This window comes from Pseudochrobactrum mosebachae (assembly GCF_048914685.1).
In the GTDB taxonomy this organism is placed as follows: Bacteria; Pseudomonadota; Alphaproteobacteria; order Rhizobiales; family Rhizobiaceae; genus Pseudochrobactrum.
In genome coordinates, this window is record NZ_CP128408.1 from 1,375,230 (window position 1) to 1,400,237 (window position 25,008).

At 51.1% G+C, this 25,008-nt stretch carries 19 protein-coding genes; 13 read left to right on the plus strand and 6 right to left on the minus strand.

Annotation, left to right across the window (positions count from 1 at the left end):
• Nucleotides 1-85 precede the first annotated feature (85 nt).
• The 6 genes from MP213Fo_RS06320 (at nt 86) to MP213Fo_RS06345 (ending at nt 4,844) form a co-directional block, all read left to right on the plus strand.
• Entirely contained in the window at nt 86-373 is a 288-nt protein-coding gene (locus tag MP213Fo_RS06320) for an integration host factor subunit beta (protein ID WP_421090783.1), read from the plus strand.
• Between the two features lie 139 nt (nt 374-512).
• Nucleotides 513-845: a lipopolysaccharide assembly protein LapA domain-containing protein gene (locus MP213Fo_RS06325; RefSeq protein ID WP_421090784.1), complete on the plus strand. Its 333-nt coding sequence runs from the start codon at nt 513-515 to the stop codon at nt 843-845.
• A 267-nt stretch (nt 846-1,112) separates the two neighbouring features.
• A complete protein-coding gene (locus MP213Fo_RS06330) occupies nt 1,113-2,315 on the plus strand; it encodes a class I SAM-dependent methyltransferase (RefSeq protein WP_421090785.1) in 1,203 nt (400 codons plus the stop codon).
• Nucleotides 2,312-3,187: a TrmH family RNA methyltransferase gene (locus tag MP213Fo_RS06335; RefSeq protein ID WP_421090786.1), complete on the plus strand. Its 876-nt coding sequence runs from the start codon at nt 2,312-2,314 to the stop codon at nt 3,185-3,187. Before MP213Fo_RS06330 ends, MP213Fo_RS06335 begins: the two co-directional genes overlap by 4 nt.
• Nucleotides 3,188-3,218: 31 nt before the next feature.
• Nucleotides 3,219-3,701: a signal peptidase II gene (lspA, locus tag MP213Fo_RS06340; RefSeq protein ID WP_421090787.1), complete on the plus strand. Its 483-nt coding sequence runs from the start codon at nt 3,219-3,221 to the stop codon at nt 3,699-3,701.
• Between the two features lie 363 nt (nt 3,702-4,064).
• Nucleotides 4,065-4,844, plus strand: coding sequence for a GNAT family N-acetyltransferase (locus MP213Fo_RS06345; protein ID WP_421091043.1), 780 nt, complete (start codon nt 4,065-4,067; stop codon nt 4,842-4,844).
• 211 nt (nt 4,845-5,055) lie between these two features.
• On the opposite strand, the gene mutS is transcribed toward MP213Fo_RS06345, so the two are convergent.
• Nucleotides 5,056-7,830 (minus strand): DNA mismatch repair protein MutS, encoded by a 2,775-nt coding sequence (gene mutS / locus MP213Fo_RS06350; protein WP_421091044.1) that lies wholly within the window; start codon nt 7,828-7,830, stop codon nt 5,056-5,058.
• A 400-nt stretch (nt 7,831-8,230) separates the two neighbouring features.
• Here mutS and MP213Fo_RS06355 point away from each other — a divergent pair, with 400 nt between their 5' ends.
• The 4 genes from MP213Fo_RS06355 to trpS all read left to right on the plus strand — a co-directional run bounded on the left by MP213Fo_RS06355 (nt 8,231) and on the right by trpS (nt 16,585).
• Nucleotides 8,231-10,546 (plus strand): NADP-dependent malic enzyme, encoded by a 2,316-nt coding sequence (locus MP213Fo_RS06355; RefSeq protein WP_421090788.1) that lies wholly within the window; start codon nt 8,231-8,233, stop codon nt 10,544-10,546.
• A 160-nt stretch (nt 10,547-10,706) separates the two neighbouring features.
• Nucleotides 10,707-13,526 (plus strand): [protein-PII] uridylyltransferase, encoded by a 2,820-nt coding sequence (locus tag MP213Fo_RS06360; RefSeq protein ID WP_421091045.1) that lies wholly within the window; start codon nt 10,707-10,709, stop codon nt 13,524-13,526.
• A 213-nt stretch (nt 13,527-13,739) separates the two neighbouring features.
• On the plus strand, nt 13,740-15,296 hold the full coding sequence (gene murJ / locus MP213Fo_RS06365; RefSeq protein WP_421091046.1) for a murein biosynthesis integral membrane protein MurJ: 1,557 nt from the start codon (nt 13,740-13,742) through the stop codon (nt 15,294-15,296).
• Between the two features lie 221 nt (nt 15,297-15,517).
• Nucleotides 15,518-16,585 (plus strand): tryptophan--tRNA ligase, encoded by a 1,068-nt coding sequence (trpS, locus tag MP213Fo_RS06370; RefSeq protein WP_421090789.1) that lies wholly within the window; start codon nt 15,518-15,520, stop codon nt 16,583-16,585.
• Nucleotides 16,586-16,647: 62 nt separating this feature from the next.
• Here the strand turns inward: trpS and MP213Fo_RS06375 are convergent, their stop codons facing one another.
• Nucleotides 16,648-17,394 carry a class I SAM-dependent methyltransferase gene (locus MP213Fo_RS06375; RefSeq protein WP_421090790.1) on the minus strand — a complete coding sequence of 249 codons (747 nt, stop codon included), beginning with the start codon at nt 17,392-17,394 and terminating at the stop codon, nt 16,648-16,650.
• 349 nt (nt 17,395-17,743) lie between these two features.
• On the opposite strand from MP213Fo_RS06375, the gene MP213Fo_RS06380 reads away from it, so the two are divergent.
• Complete coding sequence (locus MP213Fo_RS06380) at nt 17,744-18,235, plus strand: universal stress protein (protein WP_421090791.1); 492 nt, start codon at nt 17,744-17,746, stop codon at nt 18,233-18,235.
• A gap of 102 nt (nt 18,236-18,337) precedes the next feature.
• A complete protein-coding gene (locus MP213Fo_RS06385) occupies nt 18,338-18,904 on the plus strand; it encodes a NifU family protein (RefSeq protein WP_421090792.1) in 567 nt (188 codons plus the stop codon).
• A gap of 76 nt (nt 18,905-18,980) precedes the next feature.
• On the opposite strand, the gene MP213Fo_RS06390 is transcribed toward MP213Fo_RS06385, so the two are convergent.
• On the minus strand, nt 18,981-19,601 hold the full coding sequence (locus MP213Fo_RS06390; protein ID WP_421090793.1) for a L,D-transpeptidase: 621 nt from the start codon (nt 19,599-19,601) through the stop codon (nt 18,981-18,983).
• A 145-nt stretch (nt 19,602-19,746) separates the two neighbouring features.
• Here MP213Fo_RS06390 and MP213Fo_RS06395 point away from each other — a divergent pair, with 145 nt between their 5' ends.
• Nucleotides 19,747-20,253, plus strand: coding sequence for an MmcB family DNA repair protein (locus MP213Fo_RS06395; RefSeq protein ID WP_421090794.1), 507 nt, complete (start codon nt 19,747-19,749; stop codon nt 20,251-20,253).
• A gap of 59 nt (nt 20,254-20,312) precedes the next feature.
• On the opposite strand, the gene MP213Fo_RS06400 is transcribed toward MP213Fo_RS06395, so the two are convergent.
• The 3 genes from MP213Fo_RS06400 to hrpB form a co-directional block, all read right to left on the minus strand.
• Nucleotides 20,313-20,876, minus strand: coding sequence for an ActR/PrrA/RegA family redox response regulator transcription factor (locus MP213Fo_RS06400; RefSeq protein ID WP_421090795.1), 564 nt, complete (start codon nt 20,874-20,876; stop codon nt 20,313-20,315).
• Between the two features lie 202 nt (nt 20,877-21,078).
• The gene (locus tag MP213Fo_RS06405) at nt 21,079-22,395 is read right to left on the minus strand and encodes an ActS/PrrB/RegB family redox-sensitive histidine kinase (protein ID WP_421090796.1); all 1,317 of its coding nucleotides are present in this window, start codon (nt 22,393-22,395) and stop codon (nt 21,079-21,081) included.
• Between the two features lie 110 nt (nt 22,396-22,505).
• Complete coding sequence (hrpB, locus tag MP213Fo_RS06410; protein WP_421090797.1) at nt 22,506-24,983, minus strand: ATP-dependent helicase HrpB; 2,478 nt, start codon at nt 24,981-24,983, stop codon at nt 22,506-22,508.
• Between the last annotated feature and the right edge of the window lie 25 nt (nt 24,984-25,008).

The following is a 25,008-nucleotide window of genomic DNA, read 5'->3' on the forward strand; positions in this document are numbered from 1 at the left end:
CATAACCTGTTGCCAAGTGATCAGGCAGACCGAAATCTAATTCTGAGTGCATTTCTTTTAATATATTGCAGAGAGGTCAAACGCAGTGATTAAATCTGAACTCGTGCAGATCATCGCCAGCCGCAATCCGCATCTTTTCCAACGTGATGTGGAAAATATTGTCGGCGCTGTCTTTGATGAGATTACCGAAGCGCTTGCAGAAGGTAACCGTGTAGAATTACGCGGCTTCGGTGCTTTTTCCGTCAAAAACCGCCCTGCCCGCAACGGACGTAATCCGCGTACCGGCGAATCGGTTGATGTTGAAGAAAAGTGGGTGCCATTTTTTAAAACCGGCAAAGAACTGCGTGACCGCCTCAATAATGACAATGGCTAAGTTTTAAATTCACTGCCTCAGCTCTTTTTTTCATCAGGCATGGGTTATGTCTGATGAAAAATATTATCTGTTCCCGCCATTAAGCAGAGCAGATAATGTTGTCCCGAGAGCTGCAACACTAAAGAGCGGGTAATAGAATATGACCAGCCGTTTCGTGACCCTGATCATCGCGCTGCCTCTGGCCGTAATTTTGATTGTGCTATCGGTAGCCAACCGTGGAGCCGTCAGTGTTACGCTTGATCCGTTTAATCCGGGTAATCCCGCTTTAACTTATACAGCACCCCTGTTTATCTGGGTGCTCGGTGCTTTTCTGATTGGCATTATTACCGGCGGCTTATTGGTCTGGTTTACACAAGGGCGGCATCGCAAACTGGCTCGCACTCGCAAAGCTGAAGCCGAGACGCTGCTCAACCGCGCAAAACAGGCTGAAGCAAAAAATCTGCCATCGGCCTCCTCGCTGTCTCTTTCTTAAAGCACCGCAAATATCACTGATTCACGGGAAACATTTTTGCAGTTGAAGATATTTTAATTTTGCCGGCAGTCCCGTCCTGTTTGAGGAGCAATCGGCCGGTAATGCCAAGCGCAAGTGAATAGCGGCTGAATCTGACTATTTTAGCGATAAACAACACCGTTCAGAGAGAACGCGCATAAATTCAGCTTTCCCAAAACGCAGCTTTGCTCTACGAAACCCTAAAGTATCAGACTGATGCTATAATGAAATTTTCTTGGAGCTATCAGCGTGAAACCGTCAAAAGGCAAATCTGCCAAACCGCAAGCTAAGTCTTTAGCCAAATCGCGCGACAACCGCACGCAAGCAAGCGCCGCACCGGCGCAAGGCTTCAAAAAATCACGGCCAAAGTTTAACAAGGCTGAAAACGACTTTTCTGCGCATGCAAAACGCGCCCCGCATGTCACTACGAGCGAGTTTACCAGACCGGCCTCAGAACCTGTGGCAGCACCGGCGCTTAAACGCCCGACTGCCGAACCGGCCTATGCCAATCGCCCGCTGTTACAAAACACCGGTGCGCGTCCTGAACAAAATCTGCCGCTGATCCTTGAAACGCTGCCAAGTGAAGATTATGCGCTGCTCGACAGCGGTAATAGTCTCAAGCTTGAACAATACGGCCCTTACCGCATTGTACGCCCTGAGGCGCAGGCGATCTGGCAACCGGCATGGTCACAAAGCGAATGGGACAAAGCCGATGCAATTTTCACCGGCAATACGGATGAAGAAGGCATGGGGCGCTGGCAGTTTCCCCATAAACAGCTGGGTGAAACTTGGCCGATGGCGCATAAAGGTGTGCGTTTTCACGGTCGTTTCACCTCTTTTCGTCATGTTGGTGTCTTTCCCGAGCAGGCAGCCCATTGGGCATTTATGGCCGATCAAATCCGCGCCGCCCGCAAAGCCCAGCCAAAACGTGTGGTACGAGTGCTCAACCTGTTCGGTTATACCGGCGTAGCTTCGCTGATTGCGGCAGAAGCCGGAGCAGAAGTTACCCATGTTGATGCTTCTAAAAAAGCCATTAATTGGGCACGTGAAAATCAGGCAATGGCCGGATTGGACGACAAGCCAATCCGCTGGATCTGCGAAGACGCCACCAAATTTGTAGCGCGTGAAGAACGCCGCGGCAGTACCTATGATATTATTCTGCTTGATCCGCCCGCCTATGGCCGCGGTCCTAATGGTGAGATCTGGCAATTGTTCGATAATCTCCCGCAAATGGTTGATATGTGCCGGGCTATTCTCTCGCCGGATGCTTTAAGCGTTGTGTTGACCGCTTATTCAATCCGAGCATCATTTTTTGCTATTCATGAGCTGATGCGCGACCGTTTTGTCGGGCGCGGGGGGCTTGTTGAATCAGGCGAACTGATCCTGCGTGAACGCTCGGCAGACCGCGCTCTTTCCACCTCTCTGTTTTCCCGTTGGATTGCAAATTCATGACCCAGAACAACGAATTCTCACGCCAAGATAATCATGGTTTCGGGCAGCGCACCGGTAGCGTTAAAGAAGTGACAAGCCTGAGCAATCCGATTGTTAAAGATTTGCGCGCGCTATCGATGAAGAAATTTCGCGACCAGCAAGGCGTTTTTCTGGCAGAAGGTCTGAAACTGGTTATTGATGCGGCTGAGCAAGGCTGGCGCATCCGTACATTGGTGTTTGCCAAAGCCGGCAAAGGTAATCCACTGATCGAGAAGATTGCTGCACGCACCAAAGCAGGCGGCGGGCTGGTGCTTGAGGCATCAGAAAAGGCCATTGCCGCGATCACCCGTAAAGACAATCCGCAAATGGTCGCTGCGGTTTTTGATCAGCGCTTTGAAAAACTTGACCAGCTGCGTCCGCATGGCAATGATACCTATATTGCGCTTGATCGCGTACGTGATCCCGGCAATCTTGGCACGATTATCCGCACAGCGGATGCGGTGGGCGCCAAAGGTATAATTCTGATCGGTGACTGTACCGATCCTTATTCGATGGAAACCGTGCGAGCGACCATGGGTTCGGTATTTGCAGTGCCGCTTTACCGTGCCAAACAGGAAGAGTTTCTGCACTGGCGGAAGTCCTTTAAGGGCGTTTTGGTGGGCACCCACCTCAAAGGCGCAGTAGATTATCGGGTGATCCCTTATAAAAAGCAGCCGGTTATACTGATGATGGGTAATGAACAGCAGGGCTTGCCTGACGAGCTTGCCGGAATTTGCACGCATTTGGCACGTATTCCGCAAGCAGGCCGTGCAGATTCGCTCAATCTCGCAATTGCCACAGGTATTATGCTTTATGAAATCCGCCGTGACGCCCTTATTCTGGATGACCGTTAAACCGGTTTTCGCACAGGAGTTTTAAAATCATATGTCTCAACGCGCCACTCTCTGGTCTGTGCTCCTTATTGTTTTTGCGGTCACGTCTGACCAATATATCAAGTTTCTGGTTGAGAGCGGTATGGACTATAATCAGCAGATCGATCTGTTGCCGTTTTTAGCATTATATCGTACCCATAATGAGGGCATCGCGTTTTCCATGCTCGCCTGGCTGCATGATGGCGGCCTGATTGCTATGACAGTAGCGGTTATCGGTTTCGTTGCCTATCTGTGGTGGACAACCGATGCAGACCGGATCATCACCCGTGTCGGTTTCACATTGATTATCGGGGGGGCTTTAGGCAACCTGATTGACCGGAGCATGCTTGGTTATGTCGTTGACTATATTTTATTTCACCTGCCTAACTGGTCTTTTGCAGTGTTCAATATAGCTGATGTCTATATCAGTATCGGTGCTGGTCTCATCATCCTCGATGAAATTGTTCATTGGAAGCGCGCCCGTTCTGGGACATAGGGGAAGCGCGCCCGTTCCGGGGCATGGGGGAAGCGGGGCCGCTCTGAAACATAGAGAAAACATGCTTTTACACAGCGTAATTTAAGACCCGTTTTAGGCGGCGCTATATAAAAATCCGCCTTGATGATGTCACATGGCTGACGCAGTTAACTTATATAAACGGCATATCGAAACGCGGCTGAAAATAGACGCCCAATTACAGACGAAACTGGCGGAGGGTGTATCTTGCCACAGACTCTTGGAATTTCTTCTCACAACGCACATAATGTGCAGATGAAACAGACATCTACCAACACGCCTCAACTGAGCGCAATTTTAAATGATGCCGGACATCCGTCATTGTCAGGTCAGATTCTTGGCCGGATGGGCAGCCTGATTGTACGTATTGCTGATAATCCGGAAACCATACGCATCGCCCAGAAACTGCGTTATGATGTTTTCTATACCGAGCTAGGCGCTCAAAAATCTGCCGACACCTTGCTTGAACAGCGTGATGCCGACCATTATGATGCTATTTGCGACCATCTTGTGGTTTACGATACTGCAATTGCCGGTGGTGAAGCAGAGCAACTTATTGGGACATACCGCCTGATGCGCAGCGATATGGTTATGCCTGGTCATAGCTTTTACTCTGCCGGTGAGTATGACATTAACAAACTCATCAGCCGTAAACCTGATTTACAATTTCTTGAGCTTGGCCGCTCTTGCGTCAAACCGGAATACCGTTCCAAGCGCACCGTTGAACTGCTTTGGCAGGGTATATGGTCCTATTGCCGAAACCACAAAATCGAAGTGATGTTCGGTTGCGCCTCGTTTCATGGAACCGTGCCGGAAGCCCATGCTCTCTCCCTCTCTTTCCTCCAGCACAATTGCCGTGCCGATGCCGAATGGGATGTGCGCGCACTCGACCAGCATTACCGCTCTATGGATATGATGCCGCCGGAAGGGATCAACCCAAAAGTTGCGCTGTTTTCGATGCCCCCCCTGATCAAGGGCTATTTACGCCTTGGTGCGATGATTGGTGACGGAGCGGTGGTCGACCATCAATTTTCCACCACAGATGTACTGATTGTTCTGCCGGTAGAGCGCATTTCCAGCCGCTATATCAATTATTATGGTGCCGAAGCAGACCGTTTCATCTAGAGCATTTCACTCTCAAGTTGAATCAACTTGAGAGGTATGACAATGCGATAAATCTAGAATCTAGTGTGAACGCTGCGATCCAACCTGAACGTTACCCGCTCTAGAGCGTTTCTACTTTTCTTTTCTTCAGGAAAACCGGTTCCCACTTTTCCTGAAACTGCTCTAATCAAACCCCATAAAAAAGCCCGGTTTCGACCGGGCTTTTTAGTTATCATTTTTGAGACATTTGCTTCAGCTTGTATAGGGCTTCAAGTGCCTCACGCGGCGTCAGATCATCCGGATTAATCTCGCTAACCGCGATCAGCAATGCACTATCCTGCACCGGCTTTGTCACTTCACGCGGTTTTTGTGCTATAGCAAACAGTGGCAGATCATCAATAATCTTTTGCGCTTTGCCGGATGTTTCACCTTTTTCCAGATGGTGCAATACATCGCGGGCACGCTCCACTACCGCATCAGGCAGGCCGGCAAGGCGGGCAACCTGCACACCATAAGAACGATCGGCTGCACCTTGTGCGACCTCATGCAAAAACACGACATCGCCTTCCCATTCCTTGACACGCATCGTCACATTAGCAAGGCGGGCAAGCTTTTCAGACAAGGCCGTCATTTCATGAAAATGCGTGGCAAACAGTGCACGGCAACGGTTTTTCTCGTGCAGATATTCAACACTCGCCCAGGCAATCGACAATCCGTCAAAAGTGGCAGTCCCCCGACCGATCTCATCGAGAATAACCAGTGACCGATCACTGGCCAAATTAAGAATGGCGGCGGTTTCGACCATTTCGACCATAAAGGTCGAGCGCCCGCGTGCCAGATCGTCCGATGCCCCAACTCGGCTAAACAGCCTGTCAACAATACCGATATGCGCTGATGTTGCTGGTACATAAGAGCCCATTTGCGCGAGAATAGCGATCAAAGCATTCTGGCGCAGAAAGGTCGATTTACCACCCATATTCGGCCCCGTCAAAAGCCAGATCGCGCCAAATTTCTCACCACCTTGCGGTGATAAATCGCAATCATTAGCCACAAACGGATTGCTGGCCTGCTTTTTCAGCACTTGCTCCACAACCGGATGCCGCCCGCCCTCAATGGCAAAGTGCAAACTTTGGTCGACAACGGGGCGGCAATAGCCCTGCTCATCAGCCAGAACACTGAGAGCGGCGGAAACATCCATGATGCTGAGCGCTGAAGCACCGGCGCGGATACTGTCGGCATTTTCTACCGTCCGTTCGGTCAGCGCTTCAAAAATTCCCAACTCGATCGATAAAGCGCGGTCTGCGGCATTGGCAATTTTGGTTTCAAGCTCGGCCAATTCGGTGGTGGTGAAACGCATGGCGCTGGCCATGGTCTGGCGATGGATAAAGCGCGCTTTGGCCTCATCCGTATCAATCAGCGCACCGGCATTATTGGCTGTGACCTCAATGAAATAACCAAGCACATTATTATGTTTGATTTTCAGCGATTTAACGCCGGTCTCATTCATATAATCTGCCTGAAGGCCTGCAATCACGCGGCGTGACTGATCACGGAGGCTCCGCATTTCATCCAGCTCGGCATGAAAGCCTGCACGGATAAACCCGCCATCGCGCTTGAGCAGTGGCAGCTCCTCAGCCAAGGTTTGATCCAGATAATGCGCATAATCTTCAGGTAATGCAGCAATCGCATCACAAGCCTGTGTCAGCTCCTCCGGCAGGCTCTTGCCGTTGAACAGCCCTTGCACCAGTCGTGCCGCCTGAAAACCAGCTTGTATAGCTCCTAAATCGCGCGGACTACCACGCCCGACAGCAAGGCGCGACAAGGCACGTGGCATATCCGGCACACCGCGCAAAGCACTGCGAACGCCCTGCACAAGGGACGGTTCTGCCAGAAATAATGCCACAGCATCATGACGCTTGGCGATCAGGGCCGGATCAGTGAGCGGCGTTGTCAACCGCTCGGCCAGCAAACGCGCGCCTGCACCGGTAACGGTGCGGTCTATCGCCTTGAGTAAAGAACCATCCCGATTACCGGACAATGTGCGCATCAGCTCCAAACTGGCGCGGGTTGCCGGATCAATAAACAGTGAGGAACCATCGGCCTCACGCTCAGGGCGCATCAAAGGCGGGCGTTCGGCAAACTGGGTTTTCTCAAGATAGGCAATTGCACCGGAAATCGCCGATAATTCAGTACGACTAAATTCACCGAAACCGTCCAAAGTGCCAACGCCATAATAACGCTTAATGCGCTCTTCCGCCGTTGAACTTTCAAACAGGCTCGGATGCTGCGGCATGACAATGCGACCAAGCAAATCCAGTGTGGGTCGCAACTGCGGATCCTGAAAGGCCGATTCCGGCACGATCAGCTCGCTCGGATCCACCCGCATAATATCTGCATAGAGCTTGTCCGGAGTTGTTTCGGTCATGCGGAACTGACCAGTCGAAATATCAATCCATGCCAGCGCCAGCTTGCCCTCTTCCGCTCCGCGCACACTATTTCCACTTTGTGTGCTACGCACGGAAGTACCGCTTTGTGTGCTACGCACACGGCCTAAAATCATCAGGTAATTAGCTTGCGCCGGATCAAGCAGCTTTTCTTCAGTGATTGTTCCGGGCGTAACCAGACGGATAACACCACGCTTGACCACAGATTTGGAACCGCGTTTTTTGGCCTCCGCAGGGTCTTCCATCTGCTCGCAGACCGCAACCCTAAAGCCTTTACCGATCAGGCGTTGCAAGTAATCATCTGCGGCATGTACCGGCACACCGCACATCGGAATATCTTCACCAAGATGCTTACCCCGCTTGGTCAGCGTAATCCCAAGCGCCTCCGATGCCTCAATCGCATCCGTGAAAAACAACTCGTAAAAATCACCCATACGATAAAATAGCAGGCTGTCAGGATGAGCGGCCTTGATCTCGATATATTGCTCCATCATTGGTGTGGGGCGTGCAGTCAGACCGGCATCATAGCTGCTCTGCGGCTCGTCAGCCAACTCACCCGCCATTTTTGCAGACGCGTGTGGAGCGAGTTCGGATTTGTCCTGCTGCTTCATATGCAATACACATGTTCCTGAAATAAATTTTCAAAATTTGTGCTCTACCATAAAACGCCCAGTTGAGCCCTGTGAAGCAGGCTGTTGCTTATATCCCCGCTAATTTCACTTAAATGTGCAAAATTTACGAATATTATCTTTAATCATCATAATCTTTCCACATGTTGCGATATCCAAAACGGGCAACTTGGTATAAGCAGTCGCCCTGAAGATCAAAATATCATTTACGGAAAACTGCATAGCTGGTTTTCTCACCCAAAAATGCCAACCAGAAAATCAGAACGTTTTTGTTTGTTTACACCCCGCAAAAACACTCTGATACTTCTCCACAAATGACAGACCGGAGGGGTCAATGACCGTCGACAAGACCGCCACTATATCCGCACAAAAACCAGTTTCAACAACCGGAAAAGGTGCTTCGCTGACTGAACAGGAAGCTCTGGATTTTCACTCTCGCGGACGTCCGGGCAAGCTGGAAATTACACCAACCAAGCCAATGGCAACACAGCGCGATCTGTCGCTTGCCTATTCGCCCGGTGTTGCGGTTCCGGTGCTGGCCATTGCAGAAGATCCGTCAAAAGCCTATGATTATACGTCCAAAGGCAATATGGTTGCGGTTATTTCAAACGGCACGGCCATTCTCGGTCTTGGTAATCTGGGCGCCCTCGCCTCCAAACCGGTGATGGAAGGTAAAGCAGTGCTGTTCAAGCGCTTTGCCGATATTGATTCCATCGATCTCGAAGTCGATACCACTGATGTTGAGGAATTCATCAATTCAGTGCGTTATCTTGGGCCGAGCTTTGGCGGCATTAATCTGGAAGATATCAAGGCTCCCGAATGCTTTATCATTGAAAGCCGCTTACGCGAGATGATGAATATTCCGGTCTTTCATGACGACCAGCATGGCACAGCAATTATTGCGGCAGCTGGTATGATCAATGCTTTGCACCTGACAGGTCGTGACCTCAAAACCACTAAAATGGTATGCAATGGTGCAGGTGCAGCAGGTATTGCCTGTATAGAACTTGTCAAAGCGATTGGCTTTTCGCCTGAAAATGTCACGCTTTGCGACACCAAAGGTGTGGTGTGGCAGGGACGCACTGAAGGTATGAACCAATGGAAATCGGCGCATGCGGTTAAAACCGAAAAGCGCACATTGGCTGAAGCCATGGCGGGCGCTGATATTTTCTTTGGTGTATCCGCAAAAGGTGCACTAACGGCTGAAATGGTACGCTCGATGGCGGATAATCCGATTATCTTTGCCATGGCCAATCCTGATCCGGAAATCACACCGGAGGAAGTGGCCGCGATCCGCTCCGATGCAATCATTGCCACAGGCCGTTCCGATTACCCGAACCAGGTCAACAACGTGCTTGGCTTCCCGTATATTTTCAGAGGCGCGCTTGATGTACGCGCGACCACTATCAATGAAGATATGAAGGTTGCCGCCGTCCACGCTATTGCTGAGCTGGCGCGCGCAGATGTGCCGGACGATGTGGCTGCGGCCTATCAGGGTAACCGTCCGCGTTTTGGTCCCAATTATATTATTCCGGTGCCATTTGATCCGCGTTTGCTGTCCACCATTCCGGTGGCTGTTGCCAAAGCCGCAATGGATAGCGGCGTTGCCGGCAAGCCGCTGGAAGATCTGGAGGCCTATGCACGCTCTCTTGCAGCGCGCCGCGATCCGATCGCCTCAACCATGACCGGCATTTATGACCGCATCCGCCGCCACACCAAGCGGGTTATTTTTGCTGAAGGTGAAGAGCCGCAGGTCATTCGTGCCGCTGTTTCTTTTGCGGCACAGGGGCTTGGAAAGGCTATTTTGCTTGGCCGTGAAGACCGTATCCGCGAAACAGCAGACACTGCCGGTATTGATCTGGGCAAGCTTGGCATTGAAATCACCAATGCCCGTATTTCCAAGCGCACCTCAGAATATGCGGATCATCTGTATGAAAAGCTACAGCGCAAAGGCTATTTATTCCGCGACTGTCAGCGCATGATCAATAATGACCGCAACCATTTTGCTGCCTGTATGGTGGCAATGGGTGATGCAGATGGCATGATTACCGGTGTTACCCGCAATTACTCAACCAGCCTTGAGGATGTGCGCCGCGTTATCGATGTGAAACCGGGTCACCGGTTGATAGGTGTTTCACTGGCATTATGCCGTGGCCGTACAGTTTTCATTGCCGATACTGCCATGCATGAACAGCCAAGTGCAGAAGAACTGGCTGATATCGCCGTTGAAGCAGCGAATGTAGCGCGCCGCATGGGGTATGTGCCGCGTGTTGCCATGCTGGCTTATTCAACCTTTGGCCATATGTCGGGCGCCCGCTCTGAGCATATTCAGGAAGCCGTGCGCATTCTTGAAAAACGCCATGTTGACTTTGAATTCGATGGCGAAATGAGTGCTGATGTGGCGTTGAATGCAGCGCTTATGGATTCCTATCCGTTTACCCGCCTGACAGCTCCCGCCAATGTGCTGGTGATGCCGGATTATCACGCAGCCTCGATTGCTGCGAATATGTTGCAGGAACTGGGTGGGGCAACCCTGATCGGGCCACTTCTCACCGGTCTGGATAAAGCAGTGCAGATCGTGCCGCTGAGTGCCAAGGATTCCGACATTACCAATATGGCGGCCTTTACCGCCTATGGGGCATCTAACTAAAACCAACATCAAGGCCGGAACCATGTTCCGGCCTTTTTTATCAGGCTACAATCGCCCTGCACCGGGGCACCCTTCTATGGGCAACACCATTGCGCTCTGGCATAAAGCATGCTCACTTCAAATTGAGATTGATGACCTGCCCTCTGACGGAAATACCCATATGCGCCACACTGATCTGCATCTTGCCCGTATTATCGACAGCTCCGCTTTACATGCGGACTTAGCGCAGGCAGCAAAGACCGGCACCAGCAAAGAGCAAATCCGTAATCAGGTTCTCAAACATCTAAAAGCCGCGTGGCGCGATGGTAAAGCCACGGCTGAAGCCATGCTGCTGGAAGATGGCGGTGGTATTGTTTGTGCACGCCGCATCAGCGGCCTGATGGATAATCTCATTACCGCGCTTTATGATTTTACGCTTGAAAATGTCTATCCGGCGGTCAATCCGTCTAAGGCCGAGCATCTGGCGATTATTGCCGTTGGCGGTTACGGCCGTGGCGGGCTGGCACCGGGCTCGGATATCGATCTGTTATTTCTGCTTCCCTACAAGCAAACCCCGTGGGGGGAGCAGGTGGTGGAATATATGCTCTATATGCTATGGGATATGGGGCTGAAAGTCGGCCATTCCACCCGCAATATAGATGAGGCCATCCGGTTATCGCGTGAGGATATGACCATCCGCACCGCCTTGCTTGAAGCGCGGTTTTTGACCGGCAGCCTTGCGCTTTATCAGGAATTAACAGCTCGTTTCGACAGCGAAATCGTTGCCGATACCGGCGCTGAATTTGTGCAAGCCAAACTGATCGAGCGTGATATCCGCCATAAAAAAGCAGGCTCAACCCGCTATCTGGTAGAGCCCAATATTAAAGAGAGCAAAGGCGGGCAGCGCGACCTGCAAAACCTGTTCTGGATTGCCAAATATATTTATCGCGTGCATTCCACAGAAGAGCTGATTAAACGCGGTGTGTTTTCGCGCAGTGAAGCTCGGTTGTTCAGCAAAGCCGATGATTTCCTCTGGGCTGTGCGCTGCCATATGCATTTTTTATGCGGCAAGGCAGAAGAGCGCCTGTCGTTTGATTTCCAGCGCGAGATTGCGATGCGGCTTGGCTATACTGACCATCCGGGGCAAACTGCCGTTGAACGCTTTATGAAACATTATTTTCTGGTTGCCAAAGATGTGGGTGACCTCACCCGCATTATCAGTGCGGCGCTGGAAGAAGAGCAGTTCAAAGAAACGCCGGGCACCGGCCCGATCTTCTCAACACTCACCCGCAAGAAACGCAAAATTACCGGCAGCACCGATTTTGTCCTTGATAATAATCGCCTCAATATTGCTGATAATGAGGTATTCCAGCGCGATCCGGTCAATCTGATCCGGCTGTTTTATCTCGCAGACAAGCACGGGCTGCAATATCATCCCCATGCCATTCAGCGGGTGACCCGCTCGCTTAAACTGATCAAAAGTGACGTGCGCAATGACAAGCGCGCCAATGAGCTGTTTTTAGAGATTGTCTCCTCGCCGCGCTCGCCTGAGCGCACGCTGCGGCGGATGAATGAATCCGGCGTTTTGGGAAAGTTTATTCCGGATTTTGGCAAAATCGTCGCGATGATGCAGTTCAATATGTATCATCATTATACGGTTGATGAGCATTTACTGCGCTGCATTGCGGTGATGTCTGAAATTGAACATGAGACACTGAAGAATGAGCATCCCCTTGCCCATAGCCTGTTACCGACCCTTAAAAAAGACCGGCACCTGCTTTATGTCACATTGTTGCTCCACGATATCGCCAAAGGCAGGCCGGAAGATCACTCGATTGCAGGGGCAAAGATTGCCCGTAAATTATGCCCGCGCTTCGGGTTGAATGCCGCAGAAACAGATGTGGTAGCATGGCTGGTGCAGGAGCATCTGACCATGAGCAAAATTGCGCAGTCCCGCGATCTCAATGATCGGAAAACCATTGCCGATTTTGCCGCTATTGTACAAACAACCGAGCGTCTGAAGCTGCTGCTGCTGATAACTATCTGTGACATTAAGGCGGTTGGGCCCGGTGTATGGAACGGCTGGAAGGGGCAGTTGCTGCGTACGCTTTATCACGAAACAGAATTATTGCTGACCGGTGGGTTTTCAGAGGTTAGCCAGAAAGAGCGCAGCAATCAGGCGCGACGCCAGCTGGCAGAGCAACTCAGCGACTGGCCGGATGAGAGTCGTGAAAAACTGCTGGCATTGCATTATGATAATTACATGCTCACTGTTCCGCATGAAGATCAGAAGCGCCATGCAGATTTTATCCGTGCGACCGATGAGGCAGGTAAAGTATTGAACATTTTGGTGCGCCCGCATGAATTTGAAGCGGTGACCGAACTGACAATTCTGTCACCCGATCATCCGCGCCTGCTCTCGATCATTGCCGGCGCCTGTTCGGCTGCCGGTGCCAATATTGTTGATGCGCAAATTTTTACCACCACAGACGGGCGTGCCTTTGACACGATTTTGATCAGCCGCGAATTTGACACCAATGCAGATGAAACGCGCCGTGCAGCGCGTGTCGGCCAGTTGATTGAAGATGTGCTGACCGGCAAAATGCATCTGCCGGAGGTGCTGGCAAGACGCACAAAACCGCGCCGTTCTGCACGCGCATTTCAGGTCACGCCCCGCGTTCATATCAATAATACATTATCGGAAAAATTCACGGTTCTTGAGGTCAAAGGGCTTGATCGCACCGGTCTGCTGTCTGCCATTACCAACACGATTTCTGATCTCTCGCTCAATATTGCCTCAGCGCATATCACCACCTTTGGCGAAAAAGTCATTGATACTTTTTATGTTACAGGGCTCGACGGACAAAAAATTACCGGCGCTGCCAAACAAGCCAATATTCAAAAACGCCTGTTAAACTTGTTTGAAACCAACGGAAATGATAGCAGAACTGCCGATAGCAAAGGAAACGAGCCGAAAAAAGCCCGCGATACGGTGATATAGACTGCTTTCTAAAGGCTGGGGCAACAAGCAGTTTCCACAAATAGCGAAACGCCCTATAGGTCTTTTGTTTGCATCGCGTGTTTGCTGCTTCCCTGATCCGGAAGTGCACACTACCCGGTTCTTTTAAGTCGCTTTAATCCGCTGCACATTTGTTAATGAGACCCGTTCATGAGCCTGCTGAAAAAATTCGCAACTGTTGCCTCCGGCACGCTGATGAGCAGGGTTTTCGGCTTTACCCGCGAAATGCTGATGGCTGCCTTTCTTGGCACAGGCCCCGTGGCAGATGCGTTTAACACCGCCTTCCGGTTTCCCAATACATTTCGCCGGTTGTTTGCCGAAGGGGCATTTAATGCCGCTTTTGTGCCGCTATTTGCCAAGGAAATTGAAAAAAACGGCATGGATGGTGCGCGGCGCTTTTCAGAGGAAGTGTTCGGCGTGCTGTTCACCATTCTGATCGGCCTGACGATTGCAATGGAATTGTCGATGCCGTTTTTGGTGAGCACCTTGATTGCACCGGGCTTTACCGCTGATCCGGTTAAATTCGATAATACCGTGCGTCTAGCAATGATCATGTTTCCCTATCTCGCCTGTATGTCGCTGGCGGCGATGATGGGCGGTATGCTCAATAGCCTGCATAAATATTTTGCTGCAGCAATCGCGCCGGTTTTTCTGAATTTTATCCTGATCGGCGTATTACTTTTGGCATGGGTCAAAAATTATGACCCGTTGCAAATCGGCTATGCCTTGTCATGGGGGGTCATGGCCGCGGGCGTGGTACAGCTCGGCATTGTCTGGTTTGCAGTACGCAAAGCCGGCATGAAAATTGGTCTGCGCCGCCCCAAGCTGACTAAAAATGTCAAGCGCCTGCTGATGCTGGCGCTACCGGCAGCGATCACCGGCGGCATCACCCAGATTAACCTGCTGATCAACACCAATATTGCCTCCGGGCAGGATGGCGCTGTTTCCTCTCTGGTTTATGCCGACCGGTTTTATCAGTTGCCGCTTGGCGTGGTGGGCATTGCTGTTGCCACTGTGCTATTGCCGGAATTGTCGCGCGCTTTACGCGGTGGTAATCTCACCGAAGCCGGAAACTTACAAAACCGCTCAGTTGAATTCACATTGTTTTTAACCCTGCCAGCCGCTGCAGCGCTGCTGGTGTTTTCTGAGCCATTGGTGCGCCTGTTATTTGAGCGTGGCCAGTTCGGGCAGGATTCAACGCTTATCGTCTCTCAGATATTGGCAATCTACGGGCTTGGACTACCGGCTTATGTATTAATCAAAGCGTTTATTCCGGGCTATTTTGCCCGTGAAGATACCCGTACACCTATGATTTTTGCCGGCATTTCGGTGGTGGTCAATGTCTCGCTCGCCCTGATTTTGTTTCCACGGCTCGGGCCCGGCGGCATTGCCATAGCTGAAATTACAGCCGGCTGGATCAATGCCATTTTGCTGCTCGGTGTTTTGATCTGGCGTAAGCACTGGGTCTATGATGCCGGCCTTATCCGCCGCATTCCGCGGCTGATTATTGCTGCGGCTATCATGGGGGCTGCATTATATTATGCCTCCGCATATATGGCGCCATATTTAAGCAGAAGTGCCGGCTTTGTCACGCAGGCCACCACGCTGGGCTTACTCGTCATTGCCAGTATGATTTTATATTTCGCTACCGTTTTTACCATTGGCGGTGCCAGCCTATCCATGATTAAGGGCAATGTACGTGGCCGCAAGAAAGCGGTGCCAACAACCGATGAGACCAATCTTTCCGCTTGATTGCCCTTCATCACTCTGGCAGTAATATCGCATCCGGAAACTGGTTCAGTTTCCGGATGTTTTTTATAGCCCGAGACTTACATAGCCCGAGACCGTCAGCATGCGTCCAAACCACATATGTCGGTCTTGCCAAAGCAACCCCAGAGCCTTTTGATTATCAACTATTAGATCACGATAATCATGCTCGCCCAGCTCTCCACCAGCTTCAGGGACTACACTTGATGAACAGTTTTAAAGAGCGCATTTTTTCAGGCGCACAACCCACCGGCAATCTCCATCTTGGCAATTATCTCGGTGCTCTCAAGCGCTGGGTAGAGCTGCAGGATAGTCACGATTGCATTTATTGCGTCGTGGATATGCATGCGCTGACAATCCTGCCGGATCCGGTGGAATTGCTCAATTCTACGCGCGAAATTACTGCGGCCTATCTGGCTGCCGGTCTTGACCCGAAGAAAAGCATTGTCTTCAACCAGAGCCGTGTACGCCAGCATTCAGAGCTTGCATGGGTGTTTAATTGTATTGCCCGTATCGGCTGGATGAACCGTATGACGCAGTTCAAAGACAAGGCTGGCAAAGACCGTGATAATGCATCGCTGGGTCTGCTGGCTTATCCGAGCCTGATGGCGGCAGATATTCTGCTATACCGTGCCACACATGTACCCGTTGGTGACGATCAGAAGCAGCATCTTGAACTGACCCGCGACATCGCACAAAAATTCAACAATGATTATTCTGACCGCATTCGCTCTTTGGGTGTTGGTGTGGAAATGGCTGTGGGCGATGAAACCGTATCCGGTTATTTCCCGATCACCGAGCCGATGATTTCAGGCCCTGCCATGCGCATTATGTCACTGCGCGACGGCACCAAAAAAATGTCGAAATCCGATCCGTCTGATTTGTCGCGGATTAATCTGATTGATGATGCGGAAACCATCACCAAAAAAATTCGTAAAGCCAAAACTGATGCCGATGCTATTCCGTCAGAAATTGACGGTCTGAAAGGCCGCGCCGAAGCAGACAATTTAGTTGGTGTTTTTGCAGCCCTGAGCGGCCAGCAAAAAGAACAGGTTTTGCGTGATTTCGGTGGCAAGCAATTCTCGGAATTCAAAGCGGCACTGGCAGATCTTGCTGTGGCGCAACTTTCTCCGATTACACAGGAAATGCGTCGCCTGATTGCCGATCCGGCCTATATTGACAGTGTTCTCAGAGATGGCGGCGCGCGTGCCAGCGTGATTGCGGAAGAGAACATGAATAATGTGCGCAATATTGTCGGCTTCTTACAAGATTAGAGCGTTTTCATTTTCTTGACTCAGAAAGGCAGGGGCTACCCTGCCTTTTTTATTTTTACGTTTTAAGAAGCCTCAAAGGTGAAGGTTCGCACAGAAGTACTGTCCCAAGGTTCAACACTATAATCTCCGAAAATAGTGATTTTACTGAAGCCCGCTTTTTGCAAAGCCAGCTCCAATTCAAACAAGCCCCACCAGCGTAATGAAAAGAGCTCCAGTTCAGTGGCTGATAATTGCGCATCGCGCCACAATTCATAGCGTAGATGCGTGGTAGTCATCTGATTGGGAAAATCTGTCTCCGTATGCATTTCCTGTAACACCAGCAAATCATTGCCATCGTGCCAATGACGTGCCAGCGGATGCTTATCCATCAGCCCATTCAGAACCGAAATATCGAGCAGCAGCTTGCCACCATGTTGTAGCGCCTTTCGGCAGCGCTGCAAAAACTGCATAGCTTGGGTGGTATCTTTTAAAAGCTGAAAAGATCCTGCAGGTAAGACAATTGCAGCAAATTGCTGCTCATAATCAAATTCGGTCAAGCTCTGCCTGCTTAAATCGGCAGTCACCTGATATTTCTCACAAGCAGTAGAACAAAGGCTGAGCATATCCTCAGACATATCAAACCCGCTGACATTATGTCCCGCTTTAGCAAGCGGGATAAGCATACGCCCATTACCAACTGCGGGCTCCAAAACCGCGCCCGCTATTGTTTCAAGCCTCTGCAGATAGAATTCCACATCACCAAAAGAGCAGCCTACAGGCTTATCAAGCTCATATATGCGTGCAGCAAGTTTACCATATGTTTTAGTCATAGAATTGATTCATACTCTTACGAAAATTCGGCATTTAAAGTCTTGTGCTACTGGTGAGCGTCCCGCCTGTATACAAGACCAAAACGGTAAACCGCTCGCTTATAAAAACTTTATATTACAAAATATTGAACGGCGGCTTCGCGGATAACAACAAAGTGAAACTTTAATTTCACAATATGCTCTCATTTAATTTCAAACATAAAAGCCGATAGAAAACAATGTTATATCAATTCAATCTGCCCTTGATGAGGATAGCGCAGAGAATATATACCGAATTTTCTTCATTATTTTACTGTGCCACAACATTGTCATCTTGCAGTCCGACGCATTGAATGGCAAATTCGCGCGCATGGTATCAAAACGTCTTAGCCGCGAAGCCGGCCACCGCCGTAAATTCCTTGTCTCGGTCGATGAAACGCCCGAATGCGCGCGTGCGATTGCCTATGCTTCGCGCCGTGCACGCAATACCAATGGCATATTAGTCTTGTTATTTGTCATTGATTCGACCGATTTTCAGCAGTTTCTGGGTGTCGGTACCATTATGCGCGCCGAAGCGCAGGAGCGCGCACAGTCCGCTCTCAACAAATATTCCACCCAATTACGCGAAAAACACGGCATCGAACCCGAGCTGATTATTCGTGAAGGGCAGACGGTTGAAGAGATTTACAGCCTGATCGAAGAAGATCAGGATATTGCCATTCTGGTTCTTGCTGCCGGTTCCGGCAAGGAGGGACCGGGGCCGCTTGTGCAGTCGATTTCCGGGCGCGGCGCATCATTTCCTATCCCGGTCACTGTCATACCGGCAAATCTTTCTGATGATGACATTGATGCCGTGGCCTGAAGCGCCTATATTACAGGTAACAAGCATATAAATATGCATTGAGGGTAGCGGCATAGATTTGTGCGGCACCAAATATCAGCCTTTGTAACACGGGAGAACATCATGTTCATCCAGACTGAAGCGACGCCTAATCCGGCGACCCTGAAATTTTTGCCGGGCAAAGTGGTTATGCCTGAGGGTACCGCTGATTTCCGCGATGCCGGCAGTGCAACCAATACCTCGCCGCTCGCAGCAAAATTATTTGCAGTACCGGGTGTGAATGGTGTGTTTTTTGGTTATGATTTTATCACTGTCAGCAAAGACGGTGCTGAATGGCAACATTTGAAACCGGCAATTCTCGGCACAATCATGGAGCACATGATTTCCGGTGCGCCGGTTATGGCTAGTGATCAGGCACAGGGTCATGACCATACTGAGGGTGAGTTCTTCGCTGATTCAGATGTTGAAATCGTTGAAACCATCAAAGAGTTGATTGAAACCCGCGTGCGTCCGGCTGTGGCGCAAGACGGCGGCGACATCACATTCCGTGGCTTTGAAAACGGTGTAGTCTACCTTCATATGAAGGGCGCCTGTGCAGGTTGCCCATCTTCAACTGCAACGCTGAAACACGGCATCCAAAATCTGCTCAAGCATTTTGTACCGGAAGTTTTGCAGGTCGAAGCTATCTGATCACTGCTGAGTTCAATATTAATAAAAAACGCGCGGCTGATAGCTCGCGCGTTTTTTATTGAAACAATTTTGTGCCTTATAAAACAACAACCTTGGCACCAACATCAGCGCGGTCATACAAATCCATAATGTCCTGGTTCATCAGGCGGATGCAGCCGGAAGAAACATTTTTGCCAATCGACCACCATTCCGGTGTTCCGTGGAGACGGTAACCGCTGTCTCTGCCGCCCTTGTAAAGATAAAGTGCACGGGGGCCGAGCGGATTGCTAAGACCGGCCTTCATGCCGCCGGCATGTTTTGCCAATTCAGGCTGGCGTTTGATCATTGCGGCAGGGGGTGTCCATGTCGGCCATTCACGCTTCATCGCGACTTTGGCATTGCCCTTCCACTGAAAGCCTTCACGGCCAACACCGATGCCGTAGCGCATCGCTTTACCTTCAGGCTGAACGTGGTACAAAAACTTGTTCTGCGTATCGACAACAATCGTACCCGCAGGCTCCGAGGTTTCATATTTGACCATCTGGCGACGATATTGCGGTGCAATTTTTTGTGTCGGAATTGCTGGCAGCACATAACCGGCATCAGTCACACTCGAATAAGAGGCTGTGGCGGATTGAAACGGTGCGGTTGTTGAGCAACCGGCCAGTGCCAGTGTCAGCAAGGATGCGGCTACGATAAGAGACTTTCTAATAACCATGTGGCCCCACAGAAAACGGATACAATAATAGGTAGCTATTTTCTGAGACTACTTAATCATACTTAACCAAACATTAACCATGTTTAGCTTTTTGAAACTGTCTCTCCTAAGTAAAAATAGAACTATATTAGCAAGATAAGAATATATGCCAATCATCTCTCCTTTTCAGCAAAATCCGCTCATTGACGGCCGACAGTCGGACTATGCCCTGCTAGTACGGCGTGGTGTTCAACGGCTATGTCTCGATCTGAATGTTACAGTTTTGCCGGAAGTTTCATTACGCTCAGGGCGGCGCGCCGATTTGATCGGCATAACCCGCAAAGGTGAGATCTGGATTATTGAAATAAAATCTTCAGTGGAAGATTGGAAAGCCGACCAAAAATGGCCGGATTACCGCGCCTTTTGCGATCGGTTGTTTTTTGCCACACATCCTCAGGTTCCAAGCGAAATCTTTCCGCAAGATTGCGGCTTCATTCTCTCTGATGGCTATGGTGCGGAGATTTTGCGGGATGCACCTGAGCATAAGCTTGCTCCGGCAACCCGTAAGGCGCTGACATTGCAAATCGCGCGTATTGGTGCCAACCGCCTGATGCTCGCTGAGTTATCAGGTGTTGAAGTATCCGGTCATAACACGCTGCCGACTGGTGATTAAGCAGCCGGCAAACTGAAATTTTGTAACTCTATCAGCGCTATTATATTAGCCCGCATATATTAACGCGGTGCGCGTTTGGCCAGAATACGCTGCAAAGTACGGCGATGCATGTTCAACCGGCGTGCTGTCTCGGAAACATTGCGTTCGCACATTTCATAGACACGCTGAATATGCTCCCAACGCACCCGATCGGCAGACATCGGGTTCTCTGGAGGGGCAATTTTTTCACCGTCTCTGCGGGTCAGAGCAGCAAATACCTCATCAGCATCCGCGGGTTTGGAAAGATAATCAATCGCACCAATTTTTACCGCATTAACCGCCGTTGCAATATTGCCATAACCGGTCAGAACGATAGAGCGCGTATCTTCACGTTTGGCGCGGATCGCTTCGATAATATCCAGACCATTACCGTCACCAAGACGCATATCCACAACAGCAAAAGCCGGTGCAGCCAGTTTCACAGCGGCAATACCTTCCTCAACGGATTCAGCCATTGTCACTGTAAAGCCACGGCTTTCCATAGCGCGGGCGAGCCGTTGGAGAAACGGTTTATCATCATCAACCAGAAGAAGCGAAGGATCACTGCCGATGGCAAGGTGATCATCCTGATTCATATCATCCATCAGGTATTCCTTACTCGTCTTTTGTCTCGTCCTTATTGAGGCGCCTGCGTCAAAAAGTCAAATATGCAATGTAAATATTCACGTAAAACATCTAATTTTACATTACCTCACATAGAATTTACTATAAAAGCCATAATTATTGCCTGTTTGACCGCGACAAAAGTGACCATTTTACGCACGAACCAATAAACAGAGTCGTGCATTACACAACAAACGCACTGCGCGGCCAAACAATCGTGACCTCTGCGCCCTGTTGGCCGGGCTCCGGCCGGTTATGAAATGAGATTTGCGCGCCGGAACGTTCCAGCAGGGTTTTCGCGATAAATAACCCTAATCCCAGACCGCCGCCGTGTTGTTCATCATCGCGGCGAGACATATAAGGCTCGCCAATCCGGTCCAGCATGTCGGGTGAAAAACCTTTACCGTCATCGCGGATGGTAATGCGCACAAAGTGATCATCCCAACTCCACAGCACCTGTGTTTCGCTTTTCGCAAAATCCACCGCATTTTCAATCAGATTGCCCAGACCATAAATAATACCGGGATTACGGCGTACAACCGGCTCATTACCGGCGGGTTTAGCACCCGCTTTGGCTTCGGGTTTTTGCTCCACAGCAATCTGAATGCCGAAATTGCGATGCGGGGCAATGACCTCTTCAATCAGCGAAGACAAAGCCAGCTTGGACATATGCTCTTCACCTTCCGATGAAAGGCTGGTCAGCCGGCGCAGAATTTCGCGGCAGCGCTGCGCCTGCGAAGACAAAAGTTGAATATCATCAGTAAAATGATCATCTTTGCGCAATGCGCGCTGCATTTCTTTTACCACCAGTGTGATCGTTGCCAGTGGCGTGCCAAGTTCATGAGCTGCAGCCGCAGCCAGCCCGTCCAGTGCCGATAAATGCTGCTCGCGCTGCAATACCAGCTCGGTTGCGCTTAAAGCATCACCAAGCAAACGCGCTTCTTCTGCAATACGATACACATAAACGCCGCTGAATATCAGTGTCGAGGCAATGGCACACCACACGCCGAGTACAAACATCAGCGGCAGTTCCAATGTTACGCCATGATACCACGGCAGCGGCAAATGCCAGATCACCAGCATACTGGCGCAGGCAATGGCCATCGACCCCAATGTTAATATACTGCGCACAGAAAGTGCCGTGGCAGCGATAATAACCGGCACGACCAGCAGCACCGCAAACGGGTTTTGCAAACCACCGGTAAGATAGAGCAAGCCAGTAAGCTGCAAAATATCAAAGGCCAGCACCAGCTGTACGGTGCGCAGATCAAGACGATGATTGAGATTATAACGAAATGAAAGAAACAGATTAAGCCATGCCGACACCGCGATCAGCGCAAAGCTGATACCAAGCGGAAATACAAAGCCTAAAGACAGTGAAACAAACAGCACTGCCGCGGTTTGTCCGGTAATCGCAAACCAGCGCACCCGGACTAAAGTTGTGAGCCGCAAACGGCGGGAAAGCGAGGATGCCCGATTGATTAAATCACCATTCACCATGCATGCTTTCCCCGTCAGTTACATTACAGCACTGCCTTATGCTGTAAAATCACCGCACACGCAAGCTAAACTGCGCCATCCTGCCGCAGGCTGTGTGCGTATGCCATCATTCAGGTGCCGCGCGGTTTGGCGCGTCTCGTCGGATCAGCTTCTGCAGGATTTTCTGGCCAGACATGGCGCGGATAACGGCCACGCATATCAATGCGTACATCCGCCCATGAACCTTGCCAGAACCCCGGCAAATCACGGGTGATCTGGATCGGCCGATGCGCTGGCGATAACAGCTCCAGCAACAGCGGCACAGTATTTCGGGCAATTGAGGGATGCGTAGTCAGCCCAAACAGCTCCTGCACACGCACCGCAATCACCGGCTCATCACCATCATATTCAATAGCGATATTTGAGCCGGTCGGCACAGTAAAATGTGTAGGCGCCAGCGTATCAATCTGGCGCTGCAAATCATAATCAACCACAGAGCGCAAGCCATTGGTAAGCGCAGACTGGCTGATTTTATCCAGCCGCACCTCGCCACTGAGAAATGGCAGCAACCAGTCTTCAAGCCCCGCGAGCAGACTTTCATCATCCATTTGCGGCCATGGCTCACCGAGCCCGCGATAAAGCCATTGCAGCCGGCGGCGTAGCGTTTGCACCTCTTTGCCCCAAGGCAAAATCTCCAAACCATGGATACGCACTGCCTGTATGACGCCAAGATCAGCCGTCTCACCTTTCGGTGCGGCCAGCGTTTTTTCAGATAAAGTAATGGCGCCAAGGCGTACAGCTTCACGGGCGCGCAATATCTTCTTCTCGGCATCATAGATAATCTGCTGGCCGCCTTCTATCTGATTGCCTAAAATTGCGCGAATATCATCTTCCTGCACTTCAGCAGCAGAGAGAATACGTTGTGCACCGGCGCGCCCTGTCAGATCAGCCACGACCAGCCACTGTGCTTTCGACAAATATTGTGCCGGATCAATTGCACCGCCACGGCCATTGGCCAGAATGAACTGCCCGCTATTGCCCCGCGCTTTGGCCACTCGATCAGGATAGGCATCCAGTAACAAACGCCCCGCTGCAACGATTTCCGCGACAGGTTTTGCCGCTATGTTTAAATCTTTGATCAGTGCGCGTGCCAGCCCGCGTGCCTTTTGCGCACGGTCGCCACGATCACGCCGAAAGCGCGACAAACGCATATCCAGATCGGCTTCATTACCGCCCAAACCGCGCTCGGTCATCAGCACTGCCAGTTCCGCAGCCTGCAAGGCCGTGCCGCGCGGTGCAGCCTGCGCCACCATATGTGCTAAGCGCACCGGCAGTGCCAGCTGCCGGATTTGCTTACCCGCTTGCGTCAGCCTCCCGTTACCATCAAGCGCGCCGAGCCGTTGCAGCAAAGTGGCTGCTTCTTTCAAGGCCGGCACGGGCGGCTGATCGAGCAGCCGCAGATCACGCACATGCTGCACACCCCAAGCTGCGCAATCCAGCAACAAAGAAGATAAATCAGCCTCCAGAATTTCCGGCGTGCTAAAACGCGGCAAAGATGCGGTTTGCCCTTCATGCCATAAGCGGATGGCGATACCGGCCTGTGTGCGGCCTGCACGCCCAGCGCGCTGCGCAATAGCCGCCTGTGACGCGCGCACTGTTTCAAGCCGTGTCAGGCCTGTTGAAGGTTCAAAACGCGGGCTGCGCGACAATCCGCTATCGATAACCACCCGCACACCGTCAATCGTGATCGAGGTTTCAGCAATCGAAGTTGCCAGCACAATTTTCCGTTTACCGTCCGGTGCGGGTTTGATCGCCAGATCCTGATCGCGCCCCTCCATCGCACCATAAAGCGGACAGAGCATGGTGTTTTCACCAACCCGCCCTTCCAGCAGGCGCAGAGTGCGCTCAATCTCACCCTGCCCCGGTAAAAAACACAAGATACTGCCTTGCTCATCGGCCAGACTGGCGCGGATAGTGCGCGCCATTGCATCCTCAATACGCTCATCTGTGCGGCGCTCGTTATAGCGTATATCAACGGCAAAACTGCGCCCTTCACTGGTGATCACCGGCGCATCATCCAATAGTGCAGCGACGCGCGCGCCATCCAGTGTTGCCGACATCACCACCAGTTTCAAATCCGGCCGCAAGGCATTTTGCACATCCAAAGCCAGCGCCAAGCCGAAATCGGCATCAAGGCTGCGCTCATGAAACTCATCAAACAGCACCGCACTGATATTACCCAGCTCCGGATCATCAAGGATCATCCGGGCAAACACGCCCTCTGTGACCACAAGAATTTGCGTTTGCGCCGTGAAGCGGCTGTCGAGGCGCATACGATAGCCAACGGTTTTGCCGACCTCCTCACCAAGCAATCGCGCCATCTGGGTTGCGGCAGCGCGGGCTGCGAGGCGGCGCGGTTCCAAAACAATGATCCTGCCATTGGTCATGCCATTGCTGTTGCGCCACGGTGCTTTGAGCAAATGCAGCGGCATAAGCGTTGTCTTGCCAGCGCCCGGCGGCGCCACCAGCACCGCAGAGCCACCGGTCTGCAAAGCACGATCCAGTTGCGGCAAAGCCTCAGTAACGGGCAGATTGGCTTTATATTCCAAAATAATAATCCGGCACTCTGATGTA

What these genes read in the sequence shown, in the direction of transcription:
- MP213Fo_RS06400 (WP_421090795.1), bottom strand. Translation starts at nt 20,876, where the DNA reads ATGGATGATATGAATCAGGATGATCACCTTGCCATCGGCAGTGATCCT.
- MP213Fo_RS06325 (WP_421090784.1), top strand. Translation starts at nt 513, where the DNA reads ATGACCAGCCGTTTCGTGACCCTGATCATCGCGCTGCCTCTGGCCGTA.
- MP213Fo_RS06335 (WP_421090786.1), top strand. Translation starts at nt 2,312, where the DNA reads ATGACCCAGAACAACGAATTCTCACGCCAAGATAATCATGGTTTCGGG.
- MP213Fo_RS06380 (WP_421090791.1), top strand. Translation starts at nt 17,744, where the DNA reads ATGGTATCAAAACGTCTTAGCCGCGAAGCCGGCCACCGCCGTAAATTC.
- trpS (WP_421090789.1), top strand. Translation starts at nt 15,518, where the DNA reads ATGAACAGTTTTAAAGAGCGCATTTTTTCAGGCGCACAACCCACCGGC.
- MP213Fo_RS06360 (WP_421091045.1), top strand. Translation starts at nt 10,707, where the DNA reads ATGCGCCACACTGATCTGCATCTTGCCCGTATTATCGACAGCTCCGCT.
- MP213Fo_RS06355 (WP_421090788.1), top strand. Translation starts at nt 8,231, where the DNA reads ATGACCGTCGACAAGACCGCCACTATATCCGCACAAAAACCAGTTTCA.
- MP213Fo_RS06345 (WP_421091043.1), top strand. Translation starts at nt 4,065, where the DNA reads ATGGGCAGCCTGATTGTACGTATTGCTGATAATCCGGAAACCATACGC.
- MP213Fo_RS06395 (WP_421090794.1), top strand. Translation starts at nt 19,747, where the DNA reads ATGCCAATCATCTCTCCTTTTCAGCAAAATCCGCTCATTGACGGCCGA.
- MP213Fo_RS06390 (WP_421090793.1), bottom strand. Translation starts at nt 19,601, where the DNA reads ATGGTTATTAGAAAGTCTCTTATCGTAGCCGCATCCTTGCTGACACTG.
- MP213Fo_RS06375 (WP_421090790.1), bottom strand. Translation starts at nt 17,394, where the DNA reads ATGACTAAAACATATGGTAAACTTGCTGCACGCATATATGAGCTTGAT.
- mutS (WP_421091044.1), bottom strand. Translation starts at nt 7,830, where the DNA reads ATGGCGGGTGAGTTGGCTGACGAGCCGCAGAGCAGCTATGATGCCGGT.
- murJ (WP_421091046.1), top strand. Translation starts at nt 13,740, where the DNA reads ATGAGCAGGGTTTTCGGCTTTACCCGCGAAATGCTGATGGCTGCCTTT.
- MP213Fo_RS06405 (WP_421090796.1), bottom strand. Translation starts at nt 22,395, where the DNA reads ATGGTGAATGGTGATTTAATCAATCGGGCATCCTCGCTTTCCCGCCGT.
- lspA (WP_421090787.1), top strand. Translation starts at nt 3,219, where the DNA reads ATGTCTCAACGCGCCACTCTCTGGTCTGTGCTCCTTATTGTTTTTGCG.
- MP213Fo_RS06385 (WP_421090792.1), top strand. Translation starts at nt 18,338, where the DNA reads ATGTTCATCCAGACTGAAGCGACGCCTAATCCGGCGACCCTGAAATTT.